An 18336-nucleotide genomic window follows, 5' to 3' on the forward strand; every position below is an offset into this window, starting at 1 on the left:
AACTCGCCCGGCGTGCGCTCCGGCGCGCGCCAGACGTTCACACGGCCGATCACGTGTGCTGCGGAACATCCACTTCCGGGTCTGCCGCCTCGACGACGCGGCTGACCGCATCCGGAGGCGACGCCTGCCCGCCTGTGTTGCGCAGCAGGACGATCAGCCAGCTGAAGATCAGGGAGAAGGCGACGAGCTCGACCGCCGTCAGGTTGTAGTAGCCCGAGATGAAGAACGCGGCCAGGACGACGATCACGCCCACATAGACATAGCCGAGAATGACGAACACGCGAGGGATCGACGGAACCAGCCACGGGAAGGCGATCACCATCACCACGTAGACGAGCGCCATCCCGCTCGCCGAGAAATTGTGGATCTCCTCGTTCCGGTCAAGCGGAAAGGCACCCACGCACGCGAGCAGGATGCCGATGATCATGAGCCCGACCCGCACGAGAGTGCGACCGCGAGCCTCGGCGCGCGTCGTCGCCGGGAGGGGAGCAGTCGCGTAGTGGGCGATCGTCGTGACCATGATGCCGGCGATGATGAGCGTCACGTTGAAGGTGAGCGACGAGATGTCATTGCCCATCCCCAGCGTGCTCAGGTTCTTCTGCCACCAGAGCGGATCCGTCGCGCTCATCATGCTCGTGATCGCACCGCTCACGATGAACGCGGCGAGCACGAGCGAGAGCAGCATCGCGCTCAGGTGCACAGACGAGAGGAAGACGACGTAAGCCGTGAGGGCGACCGCCACACCGGCCAGGATGACCGCCGAGAGGCTGAAGACGACAGCGCCCTTGAAGCTGATGGCCATCAGGGCGGCGAGCCCGGTCCAGGCGAGCAGGGCGATGACACCGTGCGCGAGCGCGAGCGCGCCGATATCGAACCAGCGCAGGCGCACCCCAGCGGCGTCGTATTCCGGGTTCTGGCCGGCGCCCTGGCGAGAACGGCGGGTACGCAGGACCATACGGGCGAAGATGAACACGACGAACGCGATGATGCCGCCGGTGATCGCCACGAACTGCCCGACCGACCCGTGGCCTGCGATCGGCACGTCCTTGCCGCCGAACGCGATGAACGCGATGACTGCGGCGACGACGAAGACGGCGGCACCCACGACCAGCGCCGCAGACTCCAGTGTCTGCCTGCTCTCGGCGGGATGACGGAACACCCGGCCAACCGACTGCGGTCCGCTCATGACACCCTCCCCGATCCACCGAGACGGGCCTCGGCAGGCACAGTATGCCTTTCGTCGCGATCGAGCTACATCATCCGATCCGGATGATGTAGCACCGCTCAGATGCGCATTACATTCATGCCAATGGCGCACCCGTTTGGTGCACCCCAAGCGAAAGGCCCTTCGATGAGCTTCTGGGATTTCCTCTGGTTCTTCTTCTGGACGTACATCTTCATCTCGTTCATCATCATCCTGTTCCAGATGTTCGCGGACCTCTTCCGCGATCGCAACCTCAACGGGTGGGCCAAGGCGCTGTGGATCATCTTCCTGGTCTTCATCCCCTTCCTCGGCGCACTGATCTACCTGGTCGTGCGTGGTCGGGGAATGGCCGAGCGGCAGGCAGCTCGCATGATGGTGGCCCAGTCGGAGAATGACGCGTACATCCGCACGGTCGCAGCATCCTCCCCCGCCGCCTCCGGGTCGGCGACCGACGACATCGCGAAGGCGAAGGGTCTCCTGGACTCCGGCGCGATCACGCAGGCCGAATACGACGCCCTGAAGGCCCGCGCCCTCAGCTGATGCGCTGACGCTCTCATTCGACTGAAAGGACGGATCACATGTTCTGGGGTTTCATCGGCTATCTCTTCTGGACGTTCGTCTTCGTGGCCTACCTGATGGTGCTCTTCTGGATCATCGCCGATCTGTTCCGCGACGACTCTGTGAACGGCTGGGGCAAGGCGATCTGGATCATCTTCCTGGTCTTCGTGCCGTTCCTCACTGCGCTGGTGTACTTCGTTGCGCGCGGCTCGGGGATGGAGGCGCGGCGGGCCGGCGATTACGCTACCGCCCGATCGGACACCGACGCCTACATCAAGCAAGTGGTGACGACACCGGCCGCCGACCAGATAGCCCAGGCGAAACAGCTGCTGGACGACGGCACGATCAGCCAGGCCGAGTACGAGACGCTGAAGGCCCGCGCGCTGGCCTGACTCCCGGATACCCGGGGCCGGGCCGGCGGATGCGCGCGGTCAGCGGATGGGCGCGATCAGTGGATGAGCGCCTTGAGAATGATCATCGCGACGCCGAACACGGCCGTGCCCAACGCACCGAGGATGCGCACCAGCCACGAATCACCGCGCAGGGAGAACACGATGAATCCCAGCACGCCGAGAATGATGACGCCCAGCCACAGCGCCGTCCAGATCGCGACGGCGTCGTCGATCGCCTGCGTTGCGCCGAGAAGCAGGACGATGGAGGGCGGAAGCGCCGAGGTGAGGAATCCGACGGAGCGTCGGAGAGCGCGGCGGAACGCCGTGAGGAGCGACGAGTCGCCTTCCACCTCTTCGGAGACGCCGTGGCCGGCGATCGTCCCGGCGTAGACATGCGCCGCCCAGAAGACGACGACCGTCCCGAAGACGCTCAGGAAGACCTGCCACGAGGTCGCCCCGTACGAGCCGGCGACGACGATCATGCCGCTGACCAGAACCGTCCCGTAGACCGATTCCTCCGTGATGTAGTCGAGACGCGCCCGCTGAAGCGCTTCAGAGGACAGCCTGCGAGTCTGAGTCATTTCGCCCCTTTCACGACACGCACAAGTATCGCCTCCACGTCGATCCATCGGAAGAGGGTCTCATGAACGACTACCCACAGATCGCCGACCACGGCCTCATCGGCGACCTCCAGACGGCAGCGCTGGTCTCCAGTGACGGAACGATCGACTGGTTCTGCAGCCCGCGATTCGACTCTCCGAGCATCTTCGCCTCGCTGCTCGACCGGGAGAAGGGCGGTCGCTTCAGCATCAGCCCGAAAGCGGAGACGTTCGAGGTGAAACAGCTCTACTTCCCTGACACGGCCGTCCTTGTCACACGCTTTCTGACGGAGGAGGGCGTGGGCGAGCTGATCGACTTCATGCCGGCCACAGGTGAAGCTGCAAGCGAACGCCACCGACTCGTGCGGATCGTGCGCTGCGTGCGAGGATCGATGGACTTCGACATCGAGGTCTCTCCGCGATTCGATTACGGACGCAGCAGTCACCAAGTCACGGTCGGCGACGGGGTGGCCACCTTCACGACGGATGCGACCGTTCTGACCGTCAGCCTCGTCCGCCATCCGGACGATGAGAGACTCGCGGAGATCGACCCGGCACCGGATGGCGACCTCCGCGCATCCGTGCGGCTCGTGGAGGGCCAGTTGCGTGGCATCGTTCTCGAGACGGCACCGAGCGGCGCTCCGGGCGTCGTCCCCGTCGCGGAGGCCAAACGGCTTTTCGACGACACGGTGCACTTCTGGCAGGACTGGGTCGAGCAGTCGACCTACACCGGCCGCTGGCGCGAGGAGGTCCAGCGCTCGGCGATCACCCTGAAACTGCTCACCTACGCACCGACCGGCGGACTCGTCGCCGCGCCCACCGCAGGGCTTCCGGAACAGATCGGCGGCGAGCGCAACTGGGACTACCGCTTCACCTGGGTGCGCGACGCCTCCTTCTCTGTGCGCACCCTCGTCCGGCTGGGATACACCGCCGAGGCTGCAGCGTTCGGCGCCTGGCTGCGCGACCGAGTGACCGAGCAGGCGGGCAGCGCCACCGGACCGCTGAACATCATGTACCGGGTCGACGGCGACCCCGAGCTCGACGAGGAGACCATCGAAGGCTGGGAAGGCTACCGCGGCTCGTATCCGGTGCGGATCGGCAACGGAGCGGCCGGCCAGCTGCAACTCGACATCTACGGCGAGGCGCTCGACGCCGTCTATCAGGTCGACCGCAGCGGAATCGAGATCGGACAGCCCGGCTGGAAGGCCCTCACGCAATTGCTCGACTGGCTCGCCGACAACTGGGACCAGCCCGAAGAGGGCATCTGGGAGACGCGCGGAGGACGCAAGGATTTCACGTACGGCCGCCTCATGTGCTGGGTCGCCTTCGACCGCGGCATCCGCCTCGCTGCCACGCACGGCCGACCTGCGCCGCTGAAACGGTGGAGGTCGGCGCGCGACGCGATCTACAACCAGATCATGGAGAAGGGATGGAACGAGGAACGTCGCGCCTTCGTGCAGCAGTATGGCGAGACGGTACTGGACGCCTCACTCCTCAAGATGTCGCAGGTCGGGTTCATCTCGCCGCAGGATCCGATGTGGCTGGACACCCTGCGCGCTATGGAGGAAGAGCTCGTATCCGACAGCCTCGTCTACCGCTACGACCCGAGTGCCTCACCTGACGGGCTCGCAGGCTCCGAAGGAACGTTCTCGCTGTGCACCTTCCTGTATGTGGATGCGCTCGCCCGCGCGGGCAGGCTGGCGGAGGCCCGTATCACCTTCGAGAAGATGCTCACGTATGCCAACCGCCTCGGACTGTTCTCCGAGGAGATCGCCCTGACCGGGGAACAGTTGGGCAACTTCCCGCAGGCTTTCACCCACCTCGCCCTGATCGATGCCGCGCTGACCCTGAACGACCGACTCGACGGACATCATCCAGATCGGGTGATGTGAGCGCCCGATCGCTCGCGATAGCTTCCGAACACGATGCACCACAAAGCATTCAGGGAGGGCAATCATGAGCACTACGAAAACAACGGGTTGGCTCGGCTGGGGTCTGTTCGCCGGTGCGATCATCCTCATCAGTGGCGTCTTCAGCGTGATTCAGGGATTCGTCGGCCTCATCGCCCCTGACACCTACTACGTCAAGACGAGCGGCAGCCTCTTCATGTTCGACGTGCAGGGCTGGGCCTGGTGGACGCTCATCATCGGCATCCTTCTGGTGCTCACCGCGCTCGCACTGTTCGCAGGCCAGCTGTGGGCTCGGATCATCGCAGTGATCCTGGCATCGCTGAGCGCGATCGGCAACCTACTCCTGGTGCCCGCCCAGCCGTGGTGGTCGCTCATCCTCATCGGCGTCGACATCCTCATCATCTACGCTCTGACAGCCCACGGACACGAGCTCGGCAGGCGCGAATAGCTCGTACTTCGTCCCGCCGCACTTGCTCCGTCCCGCCGCACTTGTTTGTACTAGTGCGGCGGGACGAACCAAGTGCGGTAGCTGTTACCTCACCGCGTCAGAGCCAGTCCTTCTTCTTGAATGTCGCGTAGAGCGCGATGCCGCCGCCGACCATGATGATCGCCGAAGACCAGAATCCGCCCAGGCTGTTCGCGCCGGGGAACGGCACATTCTGCCCGTAGAACCCGGTGACCGCGGCCGGCACCGCGAGGATGGCCGCCCAGCTCGTCACCTTCTTCATGATCACGTTGAGCCGGTTGCCCTCCATCGAGATCTGGGTGTCGGAGAGCGCGGTGACCAGATCCCGGATGCTGTCCGCCCACTCCGCGAGGTGGACCGCCCGGTCGTACAGCCCCTGGAAGAGCGGATAGAGATTGGGACTGATGCACGCTGCTTCGCGGCGCAGCAGCGCATCCACCCCGTCGCGGAGCGGCAGGATGCATCGCCGCAGACCGGCGGTCGACTTGCGGAGCTGATATGTGCGCGTCTGAACCGGCACCGGCGTGGCGCCCGGAGCGAGCAGGCTGTCTTCCACGTCGTCGAGTTCGCTGTCCAACGTCTCCAGGGCCGTGTTCATCTCTGCGAGAAGCTCGTCGATCAGGATCCAGAGCAGGTAGCCGACGCCTTCGTCGCGGTGTTTGGTGGCCGCGGCGAACCGGCGGAGGAGCTCGGTCGAATCGAAGGACCCGTCGTGGTCGATGATCAGGGCGCGCGGCAGCACGTAGACGCGCAGGTCGGACACCGAAAGCTGCAGGGTGGGGATGTCCAACTCGAGCCGGCGGGCGGAGAGCATCACGTGGGAGTCGACCTGGGTGATCGCCGCGTGTCCGGATGCTGGCGCCGGATGCCGGAGCAGCTCCGGGTCGCCGAGGGCCTGCGAGAGTTCTGCGAGTTGATCGTGGCTCGGGTCGGCCAGTTCGACGAACACGAATGTGTCTGCGTCGTCCAGCTGGTCGCGTAAGACCGAGGCGGTCGTGATCTCCATCGACGTCGCCGGGCTGAACGCGATCCCTCGCAGAGACGGCATCGTCTCCTCGAGAACATGCTGCATTGGTGCTCCTGTCTGGGCCATACCGTTATCCCCGACGGCGATGGCGAGTCTAGCCGCGACGTCCGGCATTTCTCGGCTCTGCGGTCGCCCCGCCTCCGGGGGTCTTCTTGACGGGTAGGTTTTTTCCTACATATGATGGCGACATGGCTAACCCTTCTCTGGTCATCCAGACCGTAACGATCCCCGTCGCCGACCAGGAGCGCTCCCTCGCCTTCTACCGCGACGTCCTCGGCTTCGAAGTTCGAGCCGACAACGTATTCGGTGGCGCCCGCTGGCTCTCCGTCGCCCCAGCGGGCAGCTCGGTCGACTTCACGCTTCACCTGCCTTTCCCCGGGCAGGCCGGCCCCGGATGGCAGCAGGGCATAGTCCTCCACACCGACGACATCGCCGGCGTGGTCGCGACCCTGCGCGCGGCCCAGGTGGAAGTGTCGGAGCCCGAAGCTCAGGGCTGGGGCACGCAGGCCCAGTTCACCGACCCGGACGGCAACGGATTCGTCCTGCTCCAGCAGGGCGCCGGAGCCTAGGCCTCCTGGTGCCCGTCCGTTCGAAGCAGTCCCCCACCGACCTGTTGTTCGGCGCGCTCGCCAACCCGACGCGACGCGACATCCTGACGCTGCTCCTCGACGGCGAGTGCACGGCAGGCGAGATCGCCACACGCTTCGAGATGAGCCGGCCATCCGTATCCGAGCATCTGCGAGTGCTTCGGGATGCCGAACTCGTCGCGGAGCGCGCGGATGGACGCCACGTGTTCTACTCGTCGACCCCGGAGCCGCTGATCGCTGTACGGGACTGGCTCACCCCGCACGAACGCTTCTGGCGCGAGCGCCTTCGACGGATGCGCGGGCTTCTTGATTCGATGCCGGAACACCGCTTGGCAGCGGAAGACGCTGACGCAGAAGGCGGTGTCCGGTGACGAACCTCGGGAATCTCGAGGTCGACGAATTCATGGCGCATCCACCTGCGAAAGTCTGGCGAGTGCTCACCGAACCGGACTTGATGGATGCGTGGCTCATGCCGACCGAAGGATTTGCGCCGGTCGTAGGGACACGCTTCCGGTTCCGCACCCAACCGGCGCCGAAGACGAACTTCTCCGGCCTTGTGGAGTGTCAGGTTCTCGAAGTCGATCCCCCGCGCCTCCTGCGCATCTCCTGGTCGGGCGTCGGCACTGCGCTCGACAGTACGGTCACCTGGGAGCTCGTTCCCGAGGGTCGGGGAACCCGGATGCTGCTGACCCACACCGGCTTCGATCTCGACGACCCCGAGCAGGCGCGTGCGTTCGAGATCATGAACGGCGGCTGGCGCTCCCACGTCCTCCGACGGATGATCGTCGCCCTCGACGCCCTCGCTTGACGGTTGGGCGCAACGCGCCAGACAAACACAGAGCCGGCCGCGGGACTCGAACCCGCAACCCCCGCTTTACAAGAGCGGTGCGCTACCAATTGCGCCAGGCCGGCCTGAGACGGGCTTGCCGTCTCGCCTGTCAATACTAAAGGGATCGGCGACCCCGCGACGTCACTTGGAGGGTGACGGGCTGGGCGTCGCAGTCGAGTACGCGTCGCCCTGCGCCTGCAGGACGAATGCTTTGAAGTCGTCCGCGCTGGTCAGCGAGCCGGTGTACTGCTTGCCGTTGACGATCACGAGTGGCGTACCGGTCAGCTTGCTGACGTTGGAGTTGGGGATGGGCCCAGCCAAGGCTCGGTCTGTCGCGTTCGCAACCCACGTCGTATAGGTGCCGTCGTCGATGCATTTGTCGATCGAGCTGACGTTCTTGGCACCTGCGGAGCTCACGTAGCCCTTGAGTTGCGCATCCGTGAGCCCGGCACTGCCCTCCTGCGGCTGGTTAGCGAACAGCAGGCGGTGGAAGTTCCAGAACTGGTCACCCGAATAGTTGGCCACGCAGGCCGCGGCGTTTGCGGCGCGCAGCGAGTATTTGGTTCCAGCCGAGTGGCTGGTGAGGATCGCGATCGGATGCACTTCGACGGTTGCGGCGCCCGACTTGGCCCACTCTTCGAGCTGGTCACCGTTGGTCTTCTCGAACTCACCGCAGAACGGGCAGAGGTAGTCGACATAGAGGCGGATGCTCACCACACTTCCCGAAGGGTCTGGTGTGGATGCGATGGGCGAGGCGTCGGCCGCGAGCGATTCCGTCGGAACGACTTTCAGCCCGGTTCCGACCACGACCCCGTCGCTCGCCATGTTCGCCGGTCCCGGAACGGGTGGGCGGATGGCGCTGACGATGATCAGGACGACGACAGCAGCGACCGCCAGTACGCCGACGATGATCCCCGACTGCAGGAAGACTCTGTTGCGCCGATCGCGCTTCTTCTGCTCTTCGCGGAGCTGGCGAGCCTTCTCCCTGGCCGCCTCACGCCGGTCGTTTCTGGAGGGACGGCTGTCGGTCGGTCCGCCGTGGGTCATGAATGTTCACTCCGGGGTTGGTCTGGGGCGGTTCACAGTTCATGCAAACGCAATGGAGATAGTAGTTCGGCAGTCTGGGAAACGACCAAACGGCGCCTGAGCCTGAGCGGTGCGCCTCATGAGAACCCGGGTAAACGGCACCGCCGCCGATGACATACTATGGGTCGTGGTCGCTGTCGCCCATATGGGGCAGCACCATATCCATTCACTACGGATCGTCCGGCACGTACCTGCCGGTGAAGGAGTCATTACATCATGGCGTCAGTAACATTCGACAAGGCAACCCGCCTCTACCCGGGTTCCACCCGCCCCGCCGTCGACGAGCTCGACCTTCAGGTCGCAGACGGCGAGTTCCTCGTCCTCGTCGGTCCCTCCGGCTGTGGAAAGTCCACCTCCCTGCGCATGCTCGCGGGCCTCGAAGAGGTCAACGACGGCAACATCTTCATCGGTGAGCGCAATGTGACGGATGTTCCGCCGAAGGATCGCGACATCGCGATGGTGTTCCAGAACTACGCTCTCTACCCGCACATGACGGTCGCCGAGAACATGGGTTTCGCCCTGAAGATCGCCGGTGTCAACAAGGATGAGCGCGCCGCTCGCGTTCTCGAAGCTGCAAAGCTGCTCGACCTCGAGCCGTACCTCGGCCGCAAGCCGAAGGCCCTCTCGGGTGGTCAGCGTCAGCGCGTCGCGATGGGTCGCGCGATCGTGCGTAGCCCACAGGTGTTCCTCATGGACGAGCCGCTGTCGAACCTCGACGCCAAGCTCCGCGTCCAGACCCGCACCCAGATCGCGTCGCTGACGCGTCGTCTCGGTGTCACGACCGTCTACGTCACGCACGACCAGACGGAGGCTCTGACCATGGGTGACCGCATCGCGGTCCTCAAGGACGGCGTGCTCCAGCAGGTCGGCACCCCGCGCGACCTGTACGCGCAGCCGAACAACGTGTTCGTCGCCGGCTTCATCGGTAGCCCGGCCATGAACCTGTTCTCGGCCGACGTGGTCGACGGTGGCGTGCAGTTCGGCACCGCGGTCGTCCCGCTCGAGCGCGAGACGCTTGCCGGCGCAGGCAAGGCGGTCACGATCGGTGTCCGTCCCGAAGACGTCGTCGTCTCCACCACAGAGGGCACCGGCCTCAAGGTTGCAGTCGACCTGGTCGAAGAGCTCGGCGCCGACGGCTACCTCTACGGCCACTCCGAGATCGACGGCAAGCGCACCGACATCGTCGGACGCGTCGACGGTCGCATCCACCCCAACGCGGGCGACACGGTCTACATCGCCCCGAAGCCGGGCCACGTGCACGCCTTCCACGCAGAGTCGGGCGAGCGTCTCGGCGGGGCAGTCGTCGACTAATCCGTTCCATCCGTTTCACGCACAGTGCCGTGGCTCCTTCCGGGGTCGCGGCACTGTGCATTTTCGGGCTTTCCAGCCTCGTCCGATAGGTTTCTTCCATGAGCGGTTCACTCAATATCACCGCGGCCACCGTCGATCCGGCCCTTCTCGACCTCCCGTGGAACCTGCCGCTCGACGAATGGTCGAACGACCACATCGCGATCCTGCCGAAAGGCATCTCGCGCCACCTGGTGCGATTCGCGAACCTCTCCGGGTATGTCATCGCGATCAAGGAGACGTCGTCGGAACTCGCCAAGCGCGAGTACGAGATGCTTCGCACGCTGCAGCGCGTCGACATCCCCTGTGTCGACCCTGTCGCCGTGATCAACAACCGTACGGATGACGAGGGCGACGCACTGAAGTCGGCGCTCGTCACCCGCCACCTCAAGTTCTCGCTTCCCTATCGCGCCCTCTTCTCGCAGACGCTGCGCCCCGACACGGCCACACGCCTGGTCGATGCGCTGGCGGTGCTGCTGGTGCGCCTCCACATCGTCGGCTTCTTCTGGGGTGATGTCTCGCTCTCGAACACGCTGTTCCGCCGCGACGCCGGCGCGTTCGCCGCGTACCTGGTGGATGCGGAGACCGGCCAGCTCTATGACGGCGGCCTCTCGAACGGGCAGCGCGAGAATGACCTCGAGATCGCCCGGGTCAACATCGCCGGTGAACTGATGGATCTCGAAGCCGGCGGGAGGGTGGATGAGGAGCTCGACCCGATCAAAGTGTCGAACGGTATCGTCGCCGCCTACCGGTCACTCTGGAAGGAACTCACCGGCAGCGAGTCGTTCGCTTCGTCGGAGCGCTGGCGGATCAGCAAGCGTGTCGACCGTCTGAACGAGCTCGGCTTCGACATCGAGGAACTCGCGATCAAGACGGACGAGAAGGGCACGACGGTGCGCATCCAGCCGAAGGTCGTCGACGCCGGGCACCACCAGCGCCGGCTTCTTCGTCTGACCGGCCTGGATGCTCAGGAGAACCAGGCGCGCCGCCTGCTGAACGACCTCGACTCGTACGCCGCGACCCTGGGCAAGGCCGGACTCGACGAGGAGGCGATGGCGCACGAATGGCTGATGCGTGTCTTCGAGCCGATCGTCCGCGCGATCCCTGCCGACCTGAAGGGCAAGCTGGAGCCGGCTGAGGTGTTCCACCAGTTGCTGGAGCACCGCTGGTTCATGTCGCAGGACGAGGGCCGCGACGTGCCGCTGGCGGAGGCGCTGAGTTCGTACATCAAAGATGTCCTTCGGCACCGTCGCGATGAGGCGACCGTGATCGGCCCCCCCACCGAGACGTTGAGCATCCCCGTGATGACAGGCGCGATCGGCACGATCACCGACGACGAAGACGACTGGCGCGCGAAGGTCTGAGCCGGTGGTGGTTGGCTGCGCCGCTCCTCGAAGTAGCGAGCGCTGCTATTTGGTCGAGCGTAGTTTCGAGATCTCGTAGAGGGTGACGCTCGCGGCGATTCCGGCGTTGAGGGATTCGGTCGCGTCGCTGATCGGAATCGAGACGATCGCATCGCACGTCTCTGTGACCAGGCGCGACAGGCCTTTCCCTTCGCTGCCGACCACGATGACGACGGGACGATCGGCGAGTTCGAGCCCGGGCAGCGAGACATCTCCGCCGCCGTCGAGACCGAGGACGAACACGCCTCGCTCCTTCAACGCTTTGAGGGTCTGCGTCAGGTTGCTCGCCATAGCGACGGGAGTGCGGGCGGCAGCGCCTGCCGAGGTCTTCCACGCTGACGCCGTCATGCCGACCGAACGTCGCTGCGGCACGATGACGGCGTGGCCGCCGAACGCTGCGGTCGAGCGGATGATCGCTCCGAGGTTGCGAGGATCGGTGATGCCGTCGAGCGCGACGAACAGCGGCTTCTTTCCGCGGCTGATGGTCAGGTCGAGAAGTTCCATGGGGTGCGCGTACTCGTACGGCGGCACCTTGAGGGCGACGCCCTGATGGACCGAGTCACGCCCTGCGATGCGGTCGAGTTCCGGCCGCATGACTTCGAGGATCGGGATGCCGCGGCCCGTCGCGATGGAAAGGATCTCCTTGACCCGGTCGTCGACCTCGATGCGCGAGGCGATGTAGAGCGTCGATGTGGGGATCTTGGCCCGAAGCGCCTCGAGCACGGAATTTCGCCCGGTCACGACCTCACTCTCATCGGCCGCCTTCGGGCGTCGAGTCTGTGTTCGGGGTGCCGTCTCGATGCGCCCACCGCGAGTCTGCTGTCCGGGCTTGCCCTTTCCGCCCGCCGCCGAGTAGCGATCGCGGGCAGCCTTCGCCTTGCCTGCCGGGTGATACGGGCGGTCTTCAGCCTTCGGGGTGGGTCCTTTGCCTTCGAGGGCTTGACGCCCCTGGCCGCCCGAGCCCACTTGGGGACCACGTCGTGCTTTGCGCACGGCTCCCGCACGGGGCTTTCCGCCACTGTTCTTCACTGTTCAACACTCCAATGCGCACCCGATGGGGTGTCTTCGATGGTGATTCCGGCGCCGACGAGTTCGTCGCGGATGCGGTCGGCTGCAGAGAAATCGCGATTCGCTCGCGCCGACTGCCGGTCGTCGAGCAGGCGCTCGACGAGTGCGGACAACGCGGAACGAGCGCCCGAGTCCTCCGCAGAGTTCCAAACGGGTGCGAGCGGGTTGATGCCCAGCACGTCCGTCATCGCGAGTACCTGCCCGCGGGCGACGGCCGCCGCCTCCAAGTCTTCCGCATCAAGCGCCGCGTTTCCTGAACGCACGGTGTCGTGCAGTACGGCGAGGGCCTGGGGCACGGCGAGATCGTCGTCCATTGCGTCGGCGAACGCGGCCGGGATGACCGGCGCGCCCGACCCGGCGAATCGCGTCGGGGCCAGCCGACGATCGACACGTTCGAAGAATCCGGAGATCCGTTCGAGCGCCGCCTCGGCTTCGGCAAGCGATCCGTCGTGGAAATCGATGGTCGACCTGTAGTGGGCCGCCCCCAGGTAGTAGCGGATGACCAACGGCCTGGCCTGTCCGAGCAGGTCTGCTGCGTAGACCGAGTTGCCGAGCGACTTGCTCATCTTCTGGCCGTTCACATTCACGAGCCCGTTGTGCACCCAGTAGTTGGCGAAGGCGTGACCGGCCGCAGTCGACTGGGCGAGTTCGTTCTCATGATGCGGAAACCGAAGGTCGAGGCCTCCCCCGTGGATGTCGAAATTGGTGCCGAGGTAGCGTTCCGACATTGCAGAGCATTCGATGTGCCAACCCGGCCGACCGGATCCCCACGGACTCGGCCACGACGCCGATTCGGGCTCGTCCTCTTTTCGTCCCTTCCACAGGGCGAAATCGCGTGCGTCACGTTTGGCACGCGGGTCTGCGTCGGCGGCGGCCTCCATGTTGTCGATGCTCTGCCGGGTGAGTTCGCCGTACGCGGGCCAGCTCTTCACGTCGAAATAGACGTCGCCGGATCCGTCGTCGGCGACGTAGGCATGCCCCGTGTCGACGAGGCGGCGGATGATGTCCTGCATCTGGGGGATGCTCGCAGTGGCCCGCGGTTCGTAGGTGGGTGCCATCACACCCAGTGCCGTATAGCCGGCGGTGAATTCGAGTTCGAACCGGTAGGCGAGTGCCCACCATTGCTCCGAACTGCCCTCGGCCTGCGCCGCCGCCGAGTTGACGAGGATCTTGTCGTCGATGTCGGTGACGTTGCGCACCAGCGTCACAGCGAAGCCACGGTGGGTGAACCACCGGCGGAGGATGTCGTAGACGAGGGCCGAACGCAGGTGACCGATGTGCGGGGAAGACTGCACCGTGGGTCCGCAGACGTACATTCCTACCGCACCATCCGTGATGGGTTGGAAGTCCCGCAGCGCCTGGGCCCGGGTGTCGTAGAGTCGCACAGTCACGCGTCTAGCCTACGGGCAGGCCTTCGTCGCCGCGGCGCTGCCGTCTTATGTGTCAGAACGGCTGACAGCTCCCGCATTGTGGAGGAGAAGTGCCGTCGCGATGACGGCGACGCCTTCGCCACGACCGGTGAACCCCAGGCCGTCGGTCGTGGTCGCGCTGATCGAGACCGGCGCCCCGACGAACTCGCTCAGCAACGCTTCCGCCTCATGACGACGTGCGGCGAACCGGGGGCGGTTGCCGATCACCTGAACCGCGACGTTCCCGACACGGAAGCCCGCGTTCTCGACCAGGCGGCGGGCTTCGCGCACGAACACCTCGCCATGGGCGCCCTGGAACCGGGGATCGTCGGTTCCGAAGGTGCCTCCGATGTCGCCCAGCCCGGCCGCGGAGAGCAGCGCATCCGTTATCGCGTGCGACACCGCATCCCCGTCGCTGTGGCCGGCGAGTCCGGCCTCGCCCGGCCAGTGCAGGCCGGCGAGCCACAGCTCTGCAACCGGGTCGAAGCCGTGAGTGTCCGTGCCGACGCCGATCCGCGGGCTGTCATCCGGACGCGAGACGAGTTCCTCGGCCCGACGCAGATCCCACGGGGTGGTGATCTTGAAGGCCATCGGGTCACCGGCCACGACGCTGACCCGGCGTCCGGATGCACTCACCAGCGCAGCATCGTCCGTCGCCTCTTCCCGCGCCCGGGCATATGCCTCGACGAGGTCGCCCTTCGGGTAACCCTGCGGCGTCTGGACCGCAGAGAGTGCGGACCGATCGACGGTCTCGACGATGTCGTCACGCGCATCCACGCGTTTGACCGTGTCGCTCACGGGAAGTCCGGGTACGACACCGTGACCTCGGGCATCGACTTCGGCGATCACGCGTTCGAAGAGCGCGCTCGGAGTCAGCGCGCGGGCGGCGTCGTGGACGAGCACGACCTGCGCGGAGTCCTGCACCCGGTCGAGGCCTGCCAGTACGGACTGCTGGCGCGTCTCGCCGCCTGCGACGACCGTCACCGCTGCGGCGGCGGCTCCGGCGACATCGGCAGCGATCACTCGGGCATCGTCGACGAACTCGGACGGGGCGACGATGATGACCTGCGCGTGCTCGCTCATACCCAGGACGGAATGGAGAGAGCGTCCGAGAAGCGTGACACCGCCGACGGGAACGAACGCCTTCGGCGTCGCAGCTCCGAGCCGTGTGCCGCTACCCGCGGCGACGACGATCACGGCGACGCGCGGCTCGCTCGTTTCGGTCATGCGTTCGAGCGTACGCGATCGCGCGCGTGTCGAACACGTGGAGCACGAACACGAGCAGCCCGTGCACGCCCAGCGCGAGCGCGCAGAGCGCGAACGTGACAGTTCCGGTCGAGCATGGCAGTTCTACCTGTCACATTCGACCGGAACGGTCACGCTCGGCACTTAGGAAGCGAGTACCTCGTCGAGCAGGCTCGACGCCTTCTCGTCGTCGGTCTTCTCTGCGAGTGCGAGCTCGGAGATGAGGATCTGACGTGCCTTGGCAAGCATGCGCTTCTCACCAGCGGAGAGGCCGCGGTCCTGGTCGCGGCGCCACAGGTCGCGCACGACCTCGGAGACCTTGATCACGTCGCCGGAGGCGAGCTTCTCAAGGTTCGCCTTGTAGCGGCGGGACCAGTTCGTGGGCTCCTCGGTGAACGGAGCGCGAAGCACCTCGAACACGCGGTCGAGGCCCTCTTTACCGATCACATCCCGGACGCCGACGAGGTCGACGTTTTCGGCCGGAACCTCGATGGTCAGGTCGCCCTGAGTCACATTGAGCTTGAGGTACAGCTTCTCTTCACCCTTAATGGTTCTCTTTTTGACTTCGGTGATTGTCGCGGCACCGTGGTGCGGGTATACGACGGTTTCGCCAACCTCGAAAAGCATAGATTGATGTCCCTTCAGCAACCTCTAGGATACCACAGAGACCCAGTGGTAAGGTTCGCCCTGGCCACCCCGGAGGCCCTCCCCCGATACGCTAAACTCGAAGCGCATTCCGCCCATCGACGGACCTCATCGAGGCCATGCGGAACGACTTGGAGGGTCTTGTGAGAGCTCGCATCGCGGCATCCATCGTCTTGGCGATCGCGGTCACGTTGGGTACTGCAGGGTGCGGGTTCCTGGCGCCTCAGTCGACTACGAGGCACTATGACGCGAGCGACGGCGTGAGCGGAAACGTCGGCGACATCGCCGTGCGCAACGCTCTCATCGTGACCGGCGACGGCACCACCGGCAACCTCGTCGTAACGCTCGTCAACAGTGGCGCGGTGGCTCACCGCGTGCAGATCGAGCGGGGGACCGGCTCACAGGAATCGACGTCCGTCGTCGTCGGTGCAGGGCAGACGAAAGAGCTCGGTTCCAAGGGCGACACGATCATCCTCTTCCGCGACCTCAACTCGATCCCGGGCAGCCTCTACCCGCTGTACTTCCAATACGGCGCCCAGACCGGACTCCCGCTGCGGGTACCCGTGCTCGACGGCGGCCTGCCGGAGTACGCCGACCTGACGCCCGCGCACGTGGCTGCGGACGCTCTCAGCACACCGACGCCTTTGCCCAAGCCCGCACCCGCCCTCACTCCGACGCCGACCCCGACCTCCACTCCTTAGGCTGTCCGCACCTCACGCATTGAAGCGGTAGCCGAGCCCACGTACCGTCACGAGCATGGACGGCTCGGAGGGGTTCTCCTCGATGCGTGACCGGATGCGCTTGATGTGCACGTCGAGCGTCTTCGTGTCGCCGAAGTAGTCGCTCCCCCACACCCGGTCGATCAGCTGGCCGCGGGTGAGCACGCGTCCGGCGTTGCGCAGCAGCAGTTCGAGCAGTTCGAATTCCTTCAGCGGCATGGAGATCTCGCTCCCGCTGACTGCGACCGTGTGCCGGTCGACGTCCATCCGCACGGAGCCGGCTTCCAGGATTCCGTCGTCATCGAGTTCGTCGCTTTCCACACGGCGCCGGAGCACAGCGCGGATGCGCGCGAGAAGCTCCCGCGTCGAGTACGGCTTCGTCACATAGTCGTCGGCGCCGAGCTCGAGTCCGACGACGATGTCCACTTCGGAGTCCTTGGCCGTGAGCATGATGATGGGCACGGTCGATCGCACCCGGATCTCCCGGCACACCTCGGTCCCCGGGATCCCAGGGAGCATCAGGTCGAGGAGGATGAGGTCGGCTCCGAGCCGATCGAACTCGGCGAGCGCGGTCGGGCCGTCCTCTGCTACCGATATGTCGTAGCCTTCGCGTTTGAGCAGGAACGCGAGCGGCTCGCTCAACGCTGCTTCATCCTCTACAAGAAGGATGTGGGTCACGTGGTTTCTCCTATCGCGGGACGCGCGGCGGCGTCATGGGATGCTTCGGGCAGGCGGATCGTGAAGGTGGAGCCGCGTCCGGGTTGCGACCAGACGCGGATGTCTCCGCCGTGGTTCTGTACAGCGTGCTTCACGATCGCGAGGCCGAGGCCGGTTCCGCCGGTGTGACGGGAGCGCGCCTGGTCGACCCGGAAGAAACGCTCGAAGACGCGGTCGAGGTCTTCTTCGGGGATGCCCTCGCCCTGGTCGGTCACGGCGATCTCGACGACACCGTCGATGGTGCGCACACCGATCCCGACGCGCGAGCCACTCGGCGAATACTGGATGGCGTTGGAGATCAGGTTGTGCACGGCGACGACCAGCAGGGTCTCGTCGCCGAAGACCTCCGCCTTCTTGTCTCCTCGCATCGCGAGTTCGATCCCGCGCGCCTCGGCGGCGACCCGGTTCTGGTCGACGGCGGAACTGATGGCCTGGGTGACGGAGACGACCTCGGCACCGGTGAGCGCATCCGCCGCCTGCAGTCGCGACAGTTCGATGATGTCCTGCGTGATGCGGGCGAGGCGCTGTGACTCTTCCGAGAGGCGGTGGGCGAATCGCCGCACCTGCTCCGGGTCGTCGGATGCACTGTCGAGGGCCTCCGCGAGGAGGCCGACCGCGCCGATCGGCGTCTTGAGCTCGTGACTGATGTTCGCGACGAAATCCCGCCGCACGTTCTCGAGCCGGAACGACTCCGTCCGGTCTTCGGCCAGCAGGAGGATGTAGCGGGCGCCGAGGCGTGCCACCCGAACACTGAGGTGGATGTTCGCATCACCGAACGGCCCACGCGCGAGCTCGCATTCCTCGGTGATCGGCTCACCGGTGCGGCGAACCCGATCGACGAGTTCGACGAGGCGCGGATGCACGAGCGCCTGGTTCCAGACGAGTCCGATGGACAGCGCCCCGGGCGAGGCCTTGATGACATTGTTCGACGGGTCGAGGACGACGCCCGCCGATTCGAGCGCGTCGATGACCTGGTCGACCCCATCGGGCACGGCGGGGCTGGCGACCTCAGCGGCTCGCGCGCCACGGCGTGCAGCCACATGAAGGATCGCCACGAATCCAGCGCCGACCACAAGGCCGAGTGCCAGAGACAGCAGCACCAACCAGGTGGAGTCCATAATTGCA

At 65.6% G+C, this 18336-nt stretch carries 20 protein-coding genes and 1 tRNA gene; 10 read left to right on the plus strand and 11 right to left on the minus strand.

Going from position 1 to position 18336, the window contains the following annotated elements; translation table 11 throughout:
- Positions 1–49: 49 nt before the first annotated feature.
- Positions 50–1186, minus strand: coding sequence for a hypothetical protein (locus AAYO93_RS13770; RefSeq protein ID WP_345761747.1), 1137 nt, complete (start codon positions 1184–1186; stop codon positions 50–52).
- Between the two features lie 165 nt (positions 1187–1351).
- On the opposite strand from AAYO93_RS13770, the gene AAYO93_RS13775 reads away from it, so the two are divergent.
- Positions 1352–1744, plus strand: a complete 393-nt coding sequence (locus AAYO93_RS13775) for an SHOCT domain-containing protein (protein ID WP_345761748.1) — start codon at positions 1352–1354, stop codon at positions 1742–1744.
- A gap of 38 nt (positions 1745–1782) precedes the next feature.
- Positions 1783–2154: an SHOCT domain-containing protein gene (locus AAYO93_RS13780; protein WP_345761749.1), complete on the plus strand. Its 372-nt coding sequence runs from the start codon at positions 1783–1785 to the stop codon at positions 2152–2154.
- Positions 2155–2210: 56 nt separating this feature from the next.
- Here the strand turns inward: AAYO93_RS13780 and AAYO93_RS13785 are convergent, their stop codons facing one another.
- On the minus strand, positions 2211–2735 hold the full coding sequence (locus tag AAYO93_RS13785; RefSeq protein WP_345761750.1) for a hypothetical protein: 525 nt from the start codon (positions 2733–2735) through the stop codon (positions 2211–2213).
- A gap of 62 nt (positions 2736–2797) precedes the next feature.
- Here AAYO93_RS13785 and AAYO93_RS13790 point away from each other — a divergent pair, with 62 nt between their 5' ends.
- Complete coding sequence (locus tag AAYO93_RS13790; RefSeq protein ID WP_345761751.1) at positions 2798–4645, plus strand: glycoside hydrolase family 15 protein; 1848 nt, start codon at positions 2798–2800, stop codon at positions 4643–4645.
- Between the two features lie 64 nt (positions 4646–4709).
- A complete protein-coding gene (locus tag AAYO93_RS13795; RefSeq protein ID WP_345761752.1) occupies positions 4710–5111 on the plus strand; it encodes a DUF7144 family membrane protein in 402 nt (133 codons plus the stop codon).
- 97 nt (positions 5112–5208) lie between these two features.
- On the opposite strand, the gene AAYO93_RS13800 is transcribed toward AAYO93_RS13795, so the two are convergent.
- The gene (locus AAYO93_RS13800) at positions 5209–6201 is read right to left on the minus strand and encodes a magnesium transporter CorA family protein (RefSeq protein ID WP_345761753.1); all 993 of its coding nucleotides are present in this window, start codon (positions 6199–6201) and stop codon (positions 5209–5211) included.
- 143 nt (positions 6202–6344) lie between these two features.
- On the opposite strand from AAYO93_RS13800, the gene AAYO93_RS13805 reads away from it, so the two are divergent.
- From AAYO93_RS13805 to AAYO93_RS13815, 3 genes are read left to right on the plus strand one after another with little or no spacing between them, the layout of a single operon-like run.
- Positions 6345–6725: a VOC family protein gene (locus AAYO93_RS13805; RefSeq protein WP_345761754.1), complete on the plus strand. Its 381-nt coding sequence runs from the start codon at positions 6345–6347 to the stop codon at positions 6723–6725.
- A gap of 8 nt (positions 6726–6733) precedes the next feature.
- Positions 6734–7114: an ArsR/SmtB family transcription factor gene (locus AAYO93_RS13810; protein ID WP_345761755.1), complete on the plus strand. Its 381-nt coding sequence runs from the start codon at positions 6734–6736 to the stop codon at positions 7112–7114.
- Positions 7111–7551: an SRPBCC family protein gene (locus AAYO93_RS13815; protein WP_345761756.1), complete on the plus strand. Its 441-nt coding sequence runs from the start codon at positions 7111–7113 to the stop codon at positions 7549–7551. Before AAYO93_RS13810 ends, AAYO93_RS13815 begins: the two co-directional genes overlap by 4 nt.
- A 31-nt stretch (positions 7552–7582) precedes the next feature.
- On the opposite strand, the gene AAYO93_RS13820 is transcribed toward AAYO93_RS13815, so the two are convergent.
- Together AAYO93_RS13820 and AAYO93_RS13825 are read right to left on the minus strand one after the other, a co-directional pair.
- Positions 7583–7655, minus strand: a tRNA-Thr gene (locus AAYO93_RS13820).
- 58 nt (positions 7656–7713) lie between these two features.
- Entirely contained in the window at positions 7714–8619 is a 906-nt protein-coding gene (locus AAYO93_RS13825; protein WP_345761757.1) for a DsbA family protein, read from the minus strand.
- A gap of 255 nt (positions 8620–8874) precedes the next feature.
- Between AAYO93_RS13825 and AAYO93_RS13830 the strand changes: the two genes are divergently transcribed.
- Both AAYO93_RS13830 and AAYO93_RS13835 read left to right on the plus strand, forming a co-directional pair.
- On the plus strand, positions 8875–9969 hold the full coding sequence (locus AAYO93_RS13830) for an ABC transporter ATP-binding protein (protein ID WP_345761758.1): 1095 nt from the start codon (positions 8875–8877) through the stop codon (positions 9967–9969).
- 98 nt (positions 9970–10067) lie between these two features.
- On the plus strand, positions 10068–11369 hold the full coding sequence (locus tag AAYO93_RS13835) for a DUF4032 domain-containing protein (RefSeq protein WP_345761759.1): 1302 nt from the start codon (positions 10068–10070) through the stop codon (positions 11367–11369).
- 45 nt (positions 11370–11414) lie between these two features.
- Here the strand turns inward: AAYO93_RS13835 and rlmB are convergent, their stop codons facing one another.
- The 4 genes from rlmB to AAYO93_RS13855 all read right to left on the minus strand — a co-directional run bounded on the left by rlmB (position 11415) and on the right by AAYO93_RS13855 (position 15757).
- Entirely contained in the window at positions 11415–12437 is a 1023-nt protein-coding gene (gene rlmB, locus AAYO93_RS13840; protein ID WP_345761760.1) for a 23S rRNA (guanosine(2251)-2'-O)-methyltransferase RlmB, read from the minus strand.
- Complete coding sequence (gene cysS / locus AAYO93_RS13845; RefSeq protein WP_345761761.1) at positions 12434–13867, minus strand: cysteine--tRNA ligase; 1434 nt, start codon at positions 13865–13867, stop codon at positions 12434–12436. Before cysS ends, rlmB begins: the two co-directional genes overlap by 4 nt.
- 45 nt (positions 13868–13912) lie before the next feature.
- Complete coding sequence (gene ispD, locus AAYO93_RS13850; RefSeq protein ID WP_345761762.1) at positions 13913–15112, minus strand: 2-C-methyl-D-erythritol 4-phosphate cytidylyltransferase; 1200 nt, start codon at positions 15110–15112, stop codon at positions 13913–13915.
- Positions 15113–15274: 162 nt separating this feature from the next.
- Positions 15275–15757 carry a CarD family transcriptional regulator gene (locus AAYO93_RS13855; protein ID WP_163287471.1) on the minus strand — a complete coding sequence of 161 codons (483 nt, stop codon included), beginning with the start codon at positions 15755–15757 and terminating at the stop codon, positions 15275–15277.
- A 161-nt stretch (positions 15758–15918) separates the two neighbouring features.
- Between AAYO93_RS13855 and AAYO93_RS13860 the strand changes: the two genes are divergently transcribed.
- Positions 15919–16476 (plus strand): hypothetical protein, encoded by a 558-nt coding sequence (locus tag AAYO93_RS13860; protein ID WP_345761763.1) that lies wholly within the window; start codon positions 15919–15921, stop codon positions 16474–16476.
- Positions 16477–16488: 12 nt separating this feature from the next.
- On the opposite strand, the gene AAYO93_RS13865 is transcribed toward AAYO93_RS13860, so the two are convergent.
- Both AAYO93_RS13865 and AAYO93_RS13870 read right to left on the minus strand, forming a co-directional pair.
- The gene (locus AAYO93_RS13865) at positions 16489–17172 is read right to left on the minus strand and encodes a response regulator transcription factor (RefSeq protein WP_345761764.1); all 684 of its coding nucleotides are present in this window, start codon (positions 17170–17172) and stop codon (positions 16489–16491) included.
- Positions 17169–18329, minus strand: coding sequence for a sensor histidine kinase (locus AAYO93_RS13870; RefSeq protein WP_345761765.1), 1161 nt, complete (start codon positions 18327–18329; stop codon positions 17169–17171). Before AAYO93_RS13870 ends, AAYO93_RS13865 begins: the two co-directional genes overlap by 4 nt.
- Between the last annotated feature and the right edge of the window lie 7 nt (positions 18330–18336).

Origin of the sequence: Diaminobutyricibacter sp. McL0608, assembly GCF_039613825.1 — a bacterium.
GTDB lineage: Bacteria > Actinomycetota > Actinomycetes > Actinomycetales > Microbacteriaceae > Diaminobutyricibacter.